Genomic DNA, 15830 nt, shown 5'->3' with positions numbered 1-15830 from the left:
ACAATTAAATAATATTATGATGAAAAATTTAAAGTCATTTATAGTGCTTCTGTGCATAGCAACTGTATTTAGTTGCGAAGAAGATAAGATATCATCGTTAATTACTGACGATGGTATCGCTCCCGGCCCTGTGGTTGTAGATGCAAGTTCCGTTGAAAACTTAGCGGGAGCATCAAAAATAACATATAATCTTCCTGATGATGAAGATTTGTTATATGTAGTTGCAGAATATCAAAGAGGAGCTAATGAAGAAATATCAAGCGTGAAATCATCGGTGTTTAATAGTAGTTTAACAGTTGAAGGATTTTCTGAAGCTTTAGAATATAACGTGATTTTGTATGCTGTTGATCAATCAGGAAATAAATCTGTAGGAGCTTCTGTTGTTATAAACCCAGAAGAACCTCCTTACAAATCTGTTTGTGAAACATTAACCTATGCACCAGATTATGGTGGTATTAGATTAACTTGGGAAAATCCAGAGGAAGGAGATGTTACTATAGAGATTTACACCGAAAATGAGTTTGGAGGCCTGATATTTAAGGATGCTGTATATTCTTCTGCACAAAATGGTGAACGTTTAGTCTTAGGGTTAGAGGCTGTAGAAACAGATTTTGTATTTATAATTAGAGATAGGTTTAATAATCGATGTGGCCAAATCAAGGCTACAATAACACCGCTTTATATAGAGTTATTTGATAGAGTGAACTATCAGGCTGTTTATCAGATACATGATACACCTTCAGATTACGGTTGGATACTTCCGAGAGTTTATGATGGAACAAAAGGAGATAATGGATATCACTCACCTCCAAACTGGAAAGATCCAGATGGAGTTTTACCAGAATATATAGACTGGTCTTATAATGGAGTTCCTATTACACCTGCAATGATTACATTAGATATAGGTTCAATATCTCAAGTATACAGATTTAAGTTTTGGCCAAGACTAGGTAATTATATGTATCGTCATGGAAATCCTTGGTTATTTGATCTTTGGGGTAGCGATCATTTAAATGCAGACGGAAGTTTTGATGGTTGGACACTGTTATTAGAAGATGCCATGGTTATTAAGCCTTCTGGACAGCCGGATAATGACAATACGGCTGAAGATATTGAAGCTGCAGAAGCGGGCTTTAATTTTGATATTTCACCTGATATGCCGAAGGTTCGTTATATCAGATTTGTTCAGAAAGTAGCGCAAAACAGAACTAATTCACTATTTCATATTAGTGAAATGGAGTTCTACGGTGATAATCGATAAAAATTTAATAAAATAAAATATTATAAAAATTATGATTAATAATTTTAAGAATAAAACCGTCAATTTTATAGGAATTGGTGTGTTTACGGCTGTATTACTGTGTTTTTCTTGTGAGGATACAGATTTGGTTGAAACATATAAACAGTACGTTCCTGAAAACGTAGTAAGTTTGGCTATGCCAGATTCTGTGTCTACAATATCTAGTGGGCATAATAAGTTGTTATTTAGAGTGTTTGTTAACTCAGATCCAAAAATAAAGAAAATTGTTGTTGCTTTATTTGATGATGACACAACAGATAACGATGAAAAAATACTTGCAACTTTAGATATTAATAGAACAGTTTATGAACCAGAAATTTATGAACTGGAGGCGGAATTGCCAGAAGGAGGAAATGAGTATTTTGTTCATATAGAAGGTCTAGAAGGCCGAAAATCGATAAAGTATGATGTTTTTGGTACAGTTCTAGGTGATGAATATAAGGAGTCGCTACAAGCTAGACAAAATTTTGGAGCTAGCGCTTATTCTGATTCTGAAGCTATTATTACTTGGGTGTCAAATAGAGTTCCGGATACTGATGGAGAGGTTATTGATAATTTATTAATTAAAACCGAACTCACTTATACTAGTAGTATAGATGGTTCTGTAAAAACTATAATTATCGATGAATCTGAGGATGAAACAATTATCCCAGATTTTATTTCAGAAGGCACTTATGTTTATACTACATTTTACAAAGCCGTAGTAGGTTCACCTTACTTATTTGAAAGCAACCCTATAGAAGGGGTTTTCCCAGAAAAAATATAAGTATTAGTAATTGATTAAAACTTAAAGTCTCCTTAGGCAATATGTTGAATAAGGAGGCTTTTTGTTTTTAATCTAAATGTTTATTAAAATAAAGTCACTTTAAAGGCATTGATATTGTGTTGTTTATGTTTTTAGTGAACACTTATTGTCATGCCTTAATTTTAACAAAAAACATCAAATAATGAAAAAATATATACAATTAATAATTCTCCCAGTCTTGTTTTTATGGCTAGGTTATGTACAAGCCCAAACCGAAATAAATTCCCTTGCCGAATTAAAGGACCATTTAGGTGATAATGATGGTAATTTCGTAATGACTCCGGGTACGTATTACTTTAATGAAACTAATTGCGGACCAGATAAATTATTTTCAAATCCAAAATTACTCCTGTTTACGGGAAACGACTGTAAATTTGACTTTACCGATGTAAAATTTGAAATTGATACTAAAATATTCAAATTATACGGAAACACTGATATTATTGAGTTTTGGGCAGCGGGAAATGATAATGTATACTTGAATTTAACCATGGAAGATATCGGGATGACGGTTCCTTCTAAAGGAGCAGGTTCAATACATCTTGATGGTGCAGATAATTTAATAGAAGGTTTTAAAACCACCGTAAGAGGTTCTTTTCCTTATGGATATGGCGATACTTTTGGTAAAGGAGGAGGTTCTGTAATTGCACATCAAAAACATGCAGGTATTTTGGTTAGAGGAGACAGAAACCATATAAAAAATTGTAGTGTTATTATGAGAGCTTATGGACATGGTATATTTGTACAAGGTTCTCATAAAGCAATAATAGAAGGTTGTTATGTTGAGGGAGAATTACGTACGGTTGGAGAAATGCTGCAGGAAGAAGGTACAGATTCTCCTGCGGATAATGTAGATTTTGAAACCGTTTGGGGTTTTAATTTAAAAGATCATAAAAGTGATTATACCTTCAGTCTTCAAGAAGCAGGTATTAGAGCTTATTCTACCGGAGTTATACACGATTCTAATGGAGATTCTACAGGTGTAAGTAGAGGTACTGAAAATACAACAGTTATAGATTGTACCATTGTTAAAATGCGTGTAGGTGTAAATACAGGTGCTGAAGGTGGAGATAATAAACGAATTGAGAACTGTACAGCACTTGCTTGCGAAGGCGGATTTTGGCTAGGTAATGATGGTGATGTTATTAATTGTCGTGCAGATGCATCAGTTGGGCCGATTCTATCAGAAGATATTTCTCGTTCTAACGCTTCTTATGAAGTTACTATCCTAGATAATTATATTCCTAAAATTGGAGATACACCTTATTTTTATGCAGGAGGAACCAATCATAATATTACAATACACGATGGTACAACTTACTATAATCCAGATATTAAAATTGTATTAGGAGGTACAAGACCTGCAAATAGATTTTTAGCAGGTTCTGTAGAGCCAATACCTTCTAGAAACGCTAACAATATTACATTTACAAACAATACACCTTATCCTTTGGTTTTAGAGAGTGCTACAGATTGTAATATTTTTTCTTGCGGACCAGTTGAAGATAATGGATCTAATAATACAATTACTCAGTTAACCGATTGTATTACAACAAAGCCTTGTAATAATACAGTTAACAACCTTCAGGCTGAATGCTATGATACGATGTCTGGTGTAGGAACGAGAGAAATAAATGATGATCCAAATACTAAAGAAGTTTATGGGATACATACTGGAGATTGGATAAATTTTAATGCTATTGATTTAACTGATATGACTTCAGTTGAAGCTATCTTGTCTAGTATCCATAATGATGTGTCTATAGAAGTTAGAACAGGCAGTAATACCGGAACTTTACTCGCTACAATACCCATAACTAGTACCAGTAGCGAATCTAATTATTTAGAGTTTTCTGCAAACTTAAATCAAGTTGTTAACGGGGAAACCAATATCTATTTTGTATTCACCAGTGTGAGCGAAACAGGATGGTTATTTAATTTAGATAAACTATCTTTTAATAAAGACGCCTGTTCTCAGGCTTCATACAACCCGTTTTTACCTATAAGTGCAGAAGATTTCTGTGCTTCATCAGGAATAACAGTATACGATTTGTCTATCTTTAATAAATCAATTGGAGATATTGATGATGGAGATTATTTAAGATTTAGTAATGTCCATTTTGGAAATGACGATGTTTACAATGAAATTGAAATTTTAGCATCTTCTACAACTGGAGGATCTATTGAAGTTAGAAGTGGCGCAGTAGACGGTGCATTATTAACAAGTGTAGTAGTAGGAAATACAGGAAGCAATGATAATTATGAAATATTTTCTAGCTATACGGCTTCTGAAATAACAGGAACACACGATTTATACTTTGTTTTTAAAGGGACGGGATCTTCTTTTTTAAATATGGATAACTTCTTTTTCAATAATGATGAATGTAGCGGTGTAAATTACAATGCATTTTCTCAGATAGACACATTAGATTACTGTGGCATGTTTGGAGTGGTTCCAATAAACAATGAGTATCTTGGAGGTATAAATGATAACGAATGGATTCGTTACGGTAGCGTCGATTTTACTTCGGAAGCCCCTGCACAAATTACATTTAATGTAGCAGGTTATCCTACCGAGGAAACTGTAGAAAATGGATTTATAAATGTGATGCTAGGACACCCAACAGAAGGTACTTTAATTGCTCAAACTACCGTTCCAAAAACAGGCGGATGGGAAGTTTGGGAGCAGGTTACAGAATCTTTACTTCAAAATGTTACGGGTACCCATGAGGTTTATTTATATTTTGGAAATGGCGCTTTCAATTTAGATTGGTTCGAGTTTCATCAAGAAACACCTGAATTAATTAACTTAGCTTTAGCTTCAAATGGAGGCATTGCTTCTCAATCTACAACCGATTACGATGGAGATGCTACTCGCGGTAACGACGGAAATACTAATGGTAATTATGGAAGTGGTTCCGTAACACATACCGAACATGGAAGCAATGGATCTAATACATCTAAATGGTGGCAAGTAGATTTAGGCGCCAATAATGTTATTTGGGAAATTGTAATTTATGGTAGAACAGGTAGTAATTATGTTAATGATTTGAATAATTTTACTGTAGAAGTTTTAAACAATAATGGAGATGTTACGTTTACACAATTTTATGAAAACTATCCATCTTCGCGACCATTAACTATAGATGTTGATAATAAAGTAGGGCGAATTATAAAAATATCAAAAACATCAGATCGAGGATTGTCTTTAGCAGAGGTTGAGGTTTATGGAACAACGACTTTAAGCGTTAGTGATTTTAACTTACCTCAAATAATTCTATATCCGAATCCAGCAAACCAAGTGCTTACTGTTGTAAATGGATCTAATTTATTGTTAGAAATATATAATATTAATGGTGTTTTAGAATCGAAATTTTTTCTACCCGAAAACAATAAGGAAGTTTCATTGAAAAACTTGAGTACAGGAGTTTATTTTATGAAATTTACAGGTGATCAAGGTACAACTGTGAAAAAACTAATTAAGCTATAATGACGTTATGGTCCAACGGTTAAATTTGTTTGTTTAGAAATCGTTGTAGATGCCAACGTTTAAGCCAAGATGCTCTAAAAGTAATTTTAGTTTGTCTTGGCTTTTTTTATGCCTTATTGTGATTCGAAAAAATGAGAATCGATATATAAAAGCTATAATTTACAGACAATGGTTAATGGTTTATATTCATTTAATGCATAAATAAGTAATATTGAATAGAATATAAATATTAAACATTAATGTTTCATTTTAGAACTATGAAAAAAGGAATCTCATTTGTTATTTGCTGCTTTTTTGTGATGATAGTCACAGCCCAAAAAAGAAATTATCTGTTGTACACCGATAGTAATATTACTAATTTAAAACAGCAAATTAAAGTTGATAACGACATAAAAAATAGCTGGGAAAAGCAATTAAAACATGCAGACGAATTAGTTTTAAAAGATAGATTTAAAGCCGATAATTGTCAAGTGTTAGGATTAGCCTATCGTATGACGGGCGATGAGAAATATGCCAAAACGATTAAAAAAATATTGATAGATTATACTTCAAAAGATACTTGGGAAGGCGCTAATTTATTAAACAGAACACCAGCTTGGAAAGGAGGGTTAAATACATCGCATACTAGTTTTTTCGTTTCTATAGGGTTCGATTGTATTTATAATTACTTAACTAAAAAAGAACGAAAGGATATTGCTGAAAATTTAGTGCGCGTTGGTATTCAACCTGCTTTAGACGATTGGTTATTGCCAAATTCAAACTTTCATACGTTTGATACTATGGGGCATAACTGGTGGAGCGCTTGCGTTTATATGGCTGGTTTTAGCTCCTTAGCAATTAGAAACGAAGTTCCAGACGCTAAAAACTGGGTGAATGATATTGCTCAAACCGCTACCGAGTTTGTTAACTATTCGGGTAGTGTATTACAGAATAAACCGCCAACATTCGATCAGGACGGTGGCTTTTACGAAAGTATAAACTATGCGTCTTACGGTATTTCTCAATATTTATTGTTTCGTTTTGCTTTGCAATCGGCATTACCAAATACAAAACAGGTCGATTTACCAATTTTAGATAAAATAGGCGATTTCTTTATTCAAACCACTTATTATGTTGAAGAAGGAAAACCAATGTCTGTAAACTTTGGAGATAGTTTTATCAATAAAACAGGAAACGCATGCTTAACATTGCTATGGCAATTGGGCTATAAGAAAAACGATTATGCATGGTACATCAATCAAACCAGTGCTGGAAATGATAAAGAAGGTTTGCAATTAGATACACCTAACGGGCTTGTTTTACATCCTAAATTACCAGAAATAGCAAGTAATTATGCGCCTAAATTAGCAACATCACATTTGTTTAAAGATATGGGGTGGGCAACCATGCGTAATTCCTGGGATAAAAACGCTACCATGTTAGCCGTAAAATCTGGTTTTACTTGGAACCATACGCATGCCGATGCGGGATCGTATATTTTATTTCATAATGGAAAAAATTTAATTATCGATTCAGGAAATGCATCTTATGGAAATCCGCTTTACACGCAATATTATTGCCAAAGCGAAGCGCATAATGTAGTGCTGTTTAATGGTAAAGGTCAGAATAGAAAAGACCCTTATTTCGGAGTTTCAAACCCAGGATCGCTTCATAATTTAATAGAAGGCGACAATTTTAAATACATTTTAGCTAACGCCACAGGGCCTTATGCACAAACACTAGCACGTAATTATCGTAATTTTATTTGGGTAGGCGATGTTATTTTAGTGATAGACGATTTATTGGCTCATAAACCAGGTAAATTTGAGTGGCTGTTGCATTACAATGGAGAATCTAAACGTAAAGATTTGGACCTGTCGATTAAAGATGGCGATGCTGAGGTTATAGTAAATTCGCTATATCCAGAAATCTTTCCTGAAGGAGGATTACCTCACGATTTTCCTGAGCAAATGCGTTTGGAAGAAAAGTTAGGATATGAAGATCATCATCCAGAAAATAGATCGAAATATTGGTCTATCAGTCATTTTGAAGAAACAGCTAGAACCAAATTTATTTCTGCAATTACTTTAAAAACTGAAGAAAATAAAGAGAACTTACCAGTTATCAAACGTTTTGAAGGAAAAGACTTTTTAGGAGTTTCTATTACACAGAATGGTGAAGCAACAGAAGTGTATTTTAATCTTTTGGCCGATGGCAGACTAAAACACCGTAATAGTGTCATTAACATGAATGGTTGGGAAACCGATGCTTATTTAACGGTTTTAAAATTTAAAACAGATGCTGATAAAACAAAAATCAATAATGTTGATGAAATGTTTATTGGGCATGGCAGCTATTTACGTCGAGATAATCAAGTTTTAATGCATTCATTATCGAAATACACGGCTTTAGTAGAAGGTTTTTCTGCAACACCGAAAGTGGTTTATCAAGGTCAAGAAAATGCAACGGTGAGTTTGTATAGCTCTAAGAAGACATCGGCACTTAAAGTGAATGGGGTTTCTAAAAAAGCGAGCTATGATGTATCAAATAAAATAGTGAAAGTAACTCTAAAGTAAAGCTGAATATGTTGGTTAAAAAGAAAAGCTTCAATAGAAAAAAATATGTTTTTGTTTTATTTTTTTTGCTTGTTTTTAGAGTGTTCTCATTTAATGGTTTTGCTCAAAATCAGGAAGTTTTAGATATTAAAGCTTATTTGGAACAAGCTGACGAAGAAACTATTTACCCTTCGGAAAAGCAAATTGAAATGCTTAAAAATGTCATTCCAAATGAAGTCTTTCAACCCGCACCAAAAATTAGCGATAGAGTGTTTTGGAATGAGGTCGCGGAAACCGAATCGGGTAAAATATATTTTAAAAAAGCCTTGTCTTACTTAGCTGAAGCTCCAGAGGTTCCAATTTCTGATGAAATTTATCGAAGAGCTAATAAGGAAGGGAATCGTACCATTTATAAACCAAGGTATTACAATACCATGATACGCTTAGAGCATTTTATTTTAGCTGAATGCTTAGAAAATAAAGGACGGTTTGTTCCTCAAATTAAAACATACTTAAGAGCTATTATGGGTATGAAATCGTGGTTACACCCTAATCATGACGACAGAAACAATAGTGTTCTAGAAGGAAAACGAGTTTCGATAGATTTGGGAGCAAGACGTTTCGGGTCGGTTTTAGCTGTAGCTGAAATACTTCTGGAAGATCAATTATCACCAGAACTTAGAGACAAAATTAAAGCACAACTTCAATACAGAATCACGGATAACTATTTGGAAAGTTGTAAAATACCCGATAAAAATAACCATTGGATTGATGGCAAAAGTAACTGGAATGCCGTGTGCACTAGTGGAGCCGTTTTTACGTCTATAGCGAATGCAATAGATGGAGATGAGCGTATTGCCGCTATAGGTTCTGCAATTAATAGCATGAAACATTATATCAGTGGTTTTGGTGCCGATGGTTATTGCTCTGAAGGTGTTGGATATTGGCGTTATGGTTTTGGCCATTACTTATATTTAGCCGAAATACTTTTCGATTATACCGATGGGAAAATTAATTTGTTTGAAGGTCATGATCCTGATAAACTGAATAGAATAGCCGATTTTCCTGAGAATTTCCATATTCAAAATGAAAAATTTGCACCTTTTGCCGATGGTAGCTCTATCGTTAAAAATAATGAAGGCAATTTTGCTTATGTATTGGCAGCAAAACAATATGGGGCAAGAAAACCGATTGAAAATATTTTAGATCAAGCTGTAGAACAACTTATTGTTTGGAAAAACCCAGAAGATTATACAACAAGAAATACAACAAATTCAGGAACGTTTGAAGTACCAAATCATTCTTATTTTTACGATTTTGGAATGGTGATTTCGCGAGGAAAACAAAATGTACCATTTTCTGTAGCGGTTAAATCTGGACACAATAAAGAAAACCACAATCATAGTGATGTAGGAACTTATATTTTAGTTTTAGGAGAAGATTTAATTTCAGGAGATATTGGGGCGCCGTCATACCGAGCAGGTTCTTTTTCGCCAACCAATAAAGCTAGAAGTTCTTGGGGACATCCTGTTCCTAGAATTAATAATACTTTGCAATCTAACGGGCGCCAGTTTGAAGGAAAAATAACAGAAACCAAATTCACTGATGCAGAAGATAAAGTGGTTATTGATATTAGTACTGCTTATGAGTTGCCTGTGCTAGAATCTTTATCTAGAACAATGGTGAATGATAAGTCTAGCGCCGGAACAATAACCATTCAAGACGATTTTAAAACAACAAAACCCGTAGCTTTCGGAACGGCAATTACGACGTTTTCTAAATATAAAATTGTTGATGCCAACACTATAATCCTTACAGGAAAAACTCAAAAGATAAAAGTTGAAATAAAAAGCAGAGGAGGGAAGGTTGTTATTAATCCAGAGCCTGTTCCTGTAGAGCATATGCGAGAAGGAAAAGGTGCTGTTAGAATTGGTATTGATTTTGAGAAGCCTTTAGCTAGCGGAAGTATAACAATGAAGTACACACCCCTGTTTAATTAAAAATGTGATTTTGGCTTTGTTCTAGAATCAGTTTTAGTTGTCTTAAAAAAAGATGCTATTCATAAATATTAGAATCTCTAATAAGATATTTTAATCGGTTTAATTTATGGAGAAGCTTTATAGCTCGATATTCCGAAATATCACTTAAAGCGGAATCTGTTTGTCGGAAATTATAAGCCTGTTCTATAAGTTCTTTGTAGCGTTGGCTTAGTCTGTGTTGGTCTGTTTTAATACTGTCAACTCGGTTCATAACGATTAAAGGGAATTAAGTAGAACATAAATATACACTTTTTTGTTTAATTATTTAATTCTTTTTAATTGATTTTCAATTGAATACGTTTTATTTAAGCCGGTTGTGTTTTTGCAATAATTTATTCCATAAAAAAAAGCCGCATACAATTTAAAACTGTATGCGGCTTTTATTTATGTTTAAAAATCTAGTCTTGCAAAGCAAAAACCTTTTTTAATAAATCTGTAGATCTAGAAGATACTTTAGTTCTAATTTCAGTTTCTTCAACTGCAATCATTGTAAAAACACCTTTTAAAGCTTCACCTGTTACGTAATCTGTTAAATCTGGATTAACATCACTAGTAAATGGTAATGCGTTGTATTTAGTAATTAAATTACTCCATACTTGATCGGCACCTACTTTTCCAAACGAGCTTTTAATTACAGGATTAAATTTATCGTAAAGAGCTGTTTGTGTTTTAGATGTTAAATACTGCGTTGCAGCATCGTTGCTACCGAGTAAAATATTTTTAGCATCTGCAAACGTAATGTCTTTTACAGCGTCTACAAAAATAGGAGTTGCTTCTTTTACAGCATCTTCTGCCGCTCTATTAAGTACTTTTAAACCTTCGTCTGCAAGACTGCTCAATCCTATATCTCTAAGGGCTTTGTCAACCTTTTGTAATTCTTCTGGTAATAAAATTTTAACCAAGTCGTTTTTAAAAAAACCATCGGTTTGTGTTAGTTTTGTTACTTGCTTGTCAATACCTAAATCTAGAGCTTCACGTAAGCCTGATGCTATTTCGGTAGTGCCTAATGCGCCACCTGCTTGTGGTAGTTGACTAACTACTTGTTGAAGTTCGGCACATGCCGTAAGATTAAATATTAGTAAGAAAACGAGTGCTTTACGAATCATGATATTGGGTTTTATATTAAAATACAAAGATATATTTTACAAATGAAAACCATTCTCTTTTTTTTAAATACTATTTTAGCACAATTATTGTATGTATCACAATATATTATTAAATTGACTCTATATTAAGCTGTATTATAATGAAAATAAGAAAATTAGTACTTTGCTTGTTATGTGTTTTAACTCCAATGATTTTTTTTGGGCAAATACATATATCAAAGAACATTAAAAAATCTTCGATTGCAACCACGGATGAAAACGCGTTGTATTTTGTAGATTTTTGGGCAACATGGTGTGGCCCGTGTATTCATGTTTCTAAATATTTAGAATCTTTACAACAGCAGTTTCCTAAAAACTTTTATATTCTGTCTCTAACTCAAGAAAGTGCAGAAGTAGTAAATAAGTTTATGGTTAAACATAATACAGGTTTGGCAGTTGCCACAGATTATGAAGGTGAGACTTTTGCTTTAAATAACATTGCTAGTTTACCTTATGGTATTTTATTTAATGCCGATGGACAAAAACTATGGGAAGGACATGCGGCCGATTTAAAGGCTTATAAAATTGGTGGATTTTTAGCTAGAAATCAAAAAACTATTGCGGTAGACGATTTTTTTAAACTTGAAGAATATAAACAAGAAGTCGCTATAGAAAACCCTATAAAGCGAAGAAAAGATTTTGATTATCTAGAAATGGAAGTAGATCATAGTCTTAATTCTGGAATTCAGGCTGTAAATAGAAATGGATATTTAGAGATTGAAGGGCGTTTACAAGATATTATGGCTTATGCGTTGCACAGTAATAAAGCGCAAATTAAAATTTCTAAAGAAGATAATAAGTATTACAAGATGTATTTTGAAGAAGGTTCTAAAGCCTTTGAAAACAAAGAAAATAGCATTAGTAGAGCTTTAAAGTTACGCCGTAAAGAGTATGAAAAGGAGGGAGATGTATTGGTTTTAAATATTGATGATGCTAAGTTTTGGGATACTAACCAAATAGATTGGGGTATTAATAATCCTAAATATTTAATCGGAGATTCCGATATACAAGCAGATAATGCTTCTGTAACGGATATTGCTTATCAACTATCTTTTTTATTAGAAACTCCTATTATTTTTGATAAGAAGTTTAAAAATGAAGAGTTACATGATTGGCAAATTCATTATAAATATTTTGAGTTTATGTCTTCTAATCTTGGAGAATACGGAATAAAGGTAGAAAAGAAAGTTACAACATACCTAGAGTATGTTTACAATAAGCGTTAGGTTTATTAGAGAACTAATTACTTTAAAATAAAAAAGCTCAGGATATAAATCCTGAGCTTTTTTATTTTGTAAAAGGAAATTATTTATTCTTTAATATATACATCAGCTAAGTTGTGTATTAACAAATAAGTTTCATCACCTTGTATATCTGTAATATTCTCGTAATTATGGAAATTTACAGAGTTGTCAAAAGTTGTTGGAAAATATGGTATATCTCCGGCATCTTCGTAAGCACTGGCAGATCCACTACTTCCGTTTTCTACTTTATGCACTATAGAAGAGTATAGGTATTCTAATTTATTAAGGTCGCCTTTACCAAGTAACAGTTTAATGATCTCTCCATCCTCATCTTGGTCTTCATAATAGACGTGAAGAAATCCGTCTTCAAATACGTAATCTACATTGTAGATTTCGCCATATTGAGCAACCACCACCTCTGTGTCACTTATAAATTTAAAATAATAGTCTTTACTTTCCTCTTCTATTTCTGCTTTATTACGCCCAAGTCCGCTATTTTCGTAATATGCGGCTAAAACATCATCGGGTACTTCTTCGGTTTCTGTTCCATCTTTAATATAAGAGAAGCTTTCTTCTACGTGAGAGAATTTAAGGGTAATTGGGTATTGAGTTTCCGAGGTGTCATCTTTGTCATCATTACTATCGCAAGATGTGTTGATAATGGCTAGAAACATTAATGTTGCTGCAAAAATTACTTTTTTCATGTTGTTTTATTTGAGTGTTTTAATTGAATTAAGGATTAAATATAGAGATATACCTTAGTTTAAAAAATAAGAATTGAAGTTTTTTCTTATTTTAATTAAAACATTACCGTTGGTCTATTAGTGCTCGTATATTTTTATTTTAGTAATCATGGAGAACTGGTTTAGCTAAATGTTAATACTGCATTGAGAAGAAATATGGTTGGCAAATACTTGCGTTAGGGATTGCAGTGTAAAACCCATAGCGTGGCCGATGGTAATCGGTGGCGCGAGGATTTGCAACGTAAAGCTCGACCCTTGTGGTAACGCCCAAAATATTGAAAAATAAAAAAGGCATCTTAATTAAAAGATGCCCTTTTCGATAATTAAACTAACCCCTCAGTTTAAAATTGTAATAGAATTTACAATGTTTTTATTGTATAACTCTAAATTCGGTACGTCTGTTCTTTTGGTGTTCGTTATCTGAACAATCAACACCATTAGCACAACGGTTTACTAATCTTGTTTCTCCGTATCCTTTTGCAGTTAAACGGTTTCTAGAGATTCCTTTAGATACTAAGTAGTTTACTACTGAGTTAGCACGTTGTTGAGATAAAGACATATTGAAATCATCATTTCCTCTAGCATCTGTATGAGACATTAGTTCGATGCTCACAGGCTTACTGTTTAATAATGGTAATAATGTTTCGTCAATAATTTTTTTAGATGCTGGTGTGATACGTGCGCTACCTGTTTCGTAAAAAATTGGTAATACGTTAGATTTTAATAACCCACAATCAACTTCTTCCCATGTAGTAATTCCACCTTTTTTAGCTAATACAGTTCTTGTAACAGTTTGCATTTTTGCAGGTACAGTTACAGTTCTTGTAGATGCTGGAGTGTTAACAACTTGACGTTTGATAGTTGAGTATTCTGCAGGAATTTCAATTTCGTCCATTCTTGCTGGAGTTTTGATAACACGTTTTTTGTATACTGTGTTTACTTCTGTAACTGGTACTTGGCTAGTTGAAGCATCTGTAGCTAAAGTTGTAAAGCTTACATCTCTAGATTGAGCAGGATATTCAACAAAACATGCTACAACACAATCTTCTTTGTTAGGAGAATCACAAGCAGTTTCCTTGTATTCCCATCCAGAAGTTTTTGGGTAAGTTTCGAAAGTTCTAGAGCTAGAACCGAAAGTTGCAGGATTAATGTTTAAATCTGTTCTTCCTTCTTTCTTTACGTAAGGTACTTCAACAGTTTCGTAAGTTGCAGGAACGTAAACGAATTTCTTAGAAGCTTCTTTTACTAATACACGATCTTCTACAGTTCTGTATGTTGCAGGAACTACTTCTAAAACAGAATATGCTGGATATACTTCGATAGTTTCTTCGATGTCTTTGAATTCATCTTTTGTAATACATTTTACATAACATTTCCCTGGATCAGGATTTGCTGGTAAGTTTTGAGCTTGGGTAAACCCGATTCCGAAAATTAAAGCTAGGCTTAAAAATAAATTTGTTTTCATAAAAATTAAAATTTAGTTAATGGTTGTTTTTCCACATTATTAAGACACAGGAAAAACTGATAAGTCACAAGTTATATTGATAAAAAATTAAAAAGTGTTAGTTAAGAGCACTTTTTTGAGGGGTTTTAAGGGGTCTAAGTGTTGATTATTAATGGATTAAAAAGTTACGAAAAAATTACGGTTTTATTGTTATACACCATAACTTTTCGGTTTGAATGTGATTTTATCGCATTAGCTAGCACTATTTTTTCTAAATCTCTTCCTTTGGCAATAAGTGCATCTATAGTATATGTATGAGATACGTGTGCAACATCTTGCTCAATAATTGGTCCGGCATCTAGCTCCTCGGTTACGTAGTGACTTGTAGCTCCAATAATTTTAACACCACGCTTGTAAGCAGAGTGATAAGGTTTGGCGCCAACAAAGGCAGGTAAAAAGGAGTGATGTATGTTTATTATTTTATTTGGGTATTTATTAATTAATGTACCAGAAACTATTTGCATGTAGCGAGCCAGTACAATAAAATCGATATTATGTGCTTCTAGCAACTCTAATTGCTTGGCTTCGGCCTGTGCTTTAGTGTCTTTGGTAACAGGAATATGATAAAACGGTATTTTAAAACTATCGGCAATAGGCTTTAAGTCGTTATGGTTACTTATTATAAAAGGAATTTCTAAATTAAGTTCGCCAGAATTATAGCGGCCAAGTAAATCGTAAAGGCAATGGTCGTATTTAGAAACAAAAAGCGCCATTTTAGGTTTCTTTTCAGAAGAATATATGCGCCATTTCATGTTAAACTCATCAGCAATATTACTTTTAAAACAATCTTTAAAAGTTTCTGTTGAAAAGTTTGGGTCTTGAAATTCACTTTCTAAACGCATGAAAAATATGTTCTGTTCTCGATCTACATGCTGATCTAAGTAAATAACATTACCTTGTTTTTCAGTAATAAAGTTGGTAACCGATGCAATGATGCCAGGTAAATCTTTACAGTGAATGAGTATGGTGATTTTATTCATTAAAACGTACTTGTTAATTTTTGTTAAATGTAAGTTAAAATTAGAT

The 15830-nt window shown here is 33.2% G+C and carries 11 protein-coding genes; 6 read left to right on the top strand and 5 right to left on the bottom strand.

The window, feature by feature from the left end; genetic code table 11:
- Positions 1-16 precede the first annotated feature (16 nt).
- The 5 genes from DFQ06_RS13125 (at position 17) to DFQ06_RS13105 (ending at position 10129) form a co-directional block, all read left to right on the top strand.
- Positions 17-1261: a DUF5000 domain-containing lipoprotein gene (locus DFQ06_RS13125; protein ID WP_133968133.1), complete on the top strand. Its 1245-nt coding sequence runs from the start codon at positions 17-19 to the stop codon at positions 1259-1261.
- Between the two features lie 31 nt (positions 1262-1292).
- Positions 1293-2066: a DUF4998 domain-containing protein gene (locus DFQ06_RS13120; RefSeq protein WP_042504830.1), complete on the top strand. Its 774-nt coding sequence runs from the start codon at positions 1293-1295 to the stop codon at positions 2064-2066.
- A gap of 181 nt (positions 2067-2247) precedes the next feature.
- Positions 2248-5595 (top strand): carbohydrate-binding protein, encoded by a 3348-nt coding sequence (locus DFQ06_RS13115; RefSeq protein ID WP_133968131.1) that lies wholly within the window; start codon positions 2248-2250, stop codon positions 5593-5595.
- A gap of 257 nt (positions 5596-5852) precedes the next feature.
- The gene (locus DFQ06_RS13110) at positions 5853-8150 is read left to right on the top strand and encodes a heparinase II/III domain-containing protein (protein ID WP_159140078.1); all 2298 of its coding nucleotides are present in this window, start codon (positions 5853-5855) and stop codon (positions 8148-8150) included.
- Positions 8151-8230: 80 nt separating this feature from the next.
- On the top strand, positions 8231-10129 hold the full coding sequence (locus DFQ06_RS13105) for a hypothetical protein (RefSeq protein WP_206672768.1): 1899 nt from the start codon (positions 8231-8233) through the stop codon (positions 10127-10129).
- A 55-nt stretch (positions 10130-10184) separates the two neighbouring features.
- Here DFQ06_RS13105 and DFQ06_RS13100 read toward each other — a convergent pair whose 3' ends face one another.
- On the bottom strand, positions 10185-10379 hold the full coding sequence (locus DFQ06_RS13100) for a Lacal_2735 family protein (protein WP_074937721.1): 195 nt from the start codon (positions 10377-10379) through the stop codon (positions 10185-10187).
- Positions 10380-10566: 187 nt separating this feature from the next.
- Positions 10567-11274, bottom strand: a complete 708-nt coding sequence (locus DFQ06_RS13095; RefSeq protein ID WP_042495638.1) for a DUF4197 domain-containing protein — start codon at positions 11272-11274, stop codon at positions 10567-10569.
- 140 nt (positions 11275-11414) lie between these two features.
- Here DFQ06_RS13095 and DFQ06_RS13090 point away from each other — a divergent pair, with 140 nt between their 5' ends.
- Positions 11415-12539: a TlpA family protein disulfide reductase gene (locus DFQ06_RS13090; RefSeq protein WP_083415766.1), complete on the top strand. Its 1125-nt coding sequence runs from the start codon at positions 11415-11417 to the stop codon at positions 12537-12539.
- Between the two features lie 83 nt (positions 12540-12622).
- Here DFQ06_RS13090 and DFQ06_RS13085 read toward each other — a convergent pair whose 3' ends face one another.
- The 3 genes from DFQ06_RS13085 to purU all read right to left on the bottom strand — a co-directional run bounded on the left by DFQ06_RS13085 (position 12623) and on the right by purU (position 15784).
- Positions 12623-13261 carry a hypothetical protein gene (locus DFQ06_RS13085; RefSeq protein ID WP_042495636.1) on the bottom strand — a complete coding sequence of 213 codons (639 nt, stop codon included), beginning with the start codon at positions 13259-13261 and terminating at the stop codon, positions 12623-12625.
- Positions 13262-13670: 409 nt separating this feature from the next.
- Positions 13671-14765, bottom strand: coding sequence for an OmpA family protein (locus DFQ06_RS13080; protein WP_042495634.1), 1095 nt, complete (start codon positions 14763-14765; stop codon positions 13671-13673).
- A gap of 164 nt (positions 14766-14929) precedes the next feature.
- Positions 14930-15784 carry a formyltetrahydrofolate deformylase gene (gene purU / locus DFQ06_RS13075; protein WP_042495632.1) on the bottom strand — a complete coding sequence of 285 codons (855 nt, stop codon included), beginning with the start codon at positions 15782-15784 and terminating at the stop codon, positions 14930-14932.
- Positions 15785-15830: the final 46 nt, after the last annotated feature.

Source organism: Algibacter lectus, from assembly GCF_004368925.1.
Taxonomy (GTDB): domain Bacteria; phylum Bacteroidota; class Bacteroidia; order Flavobacteriales; family Flavobacteriaceae; genus Algibacter; species Algibacter lectus.
Note: the sequence above shows the minus strand (reverse complement) of the source record. Positions and strands in the feature narration are given on the sequence as shown.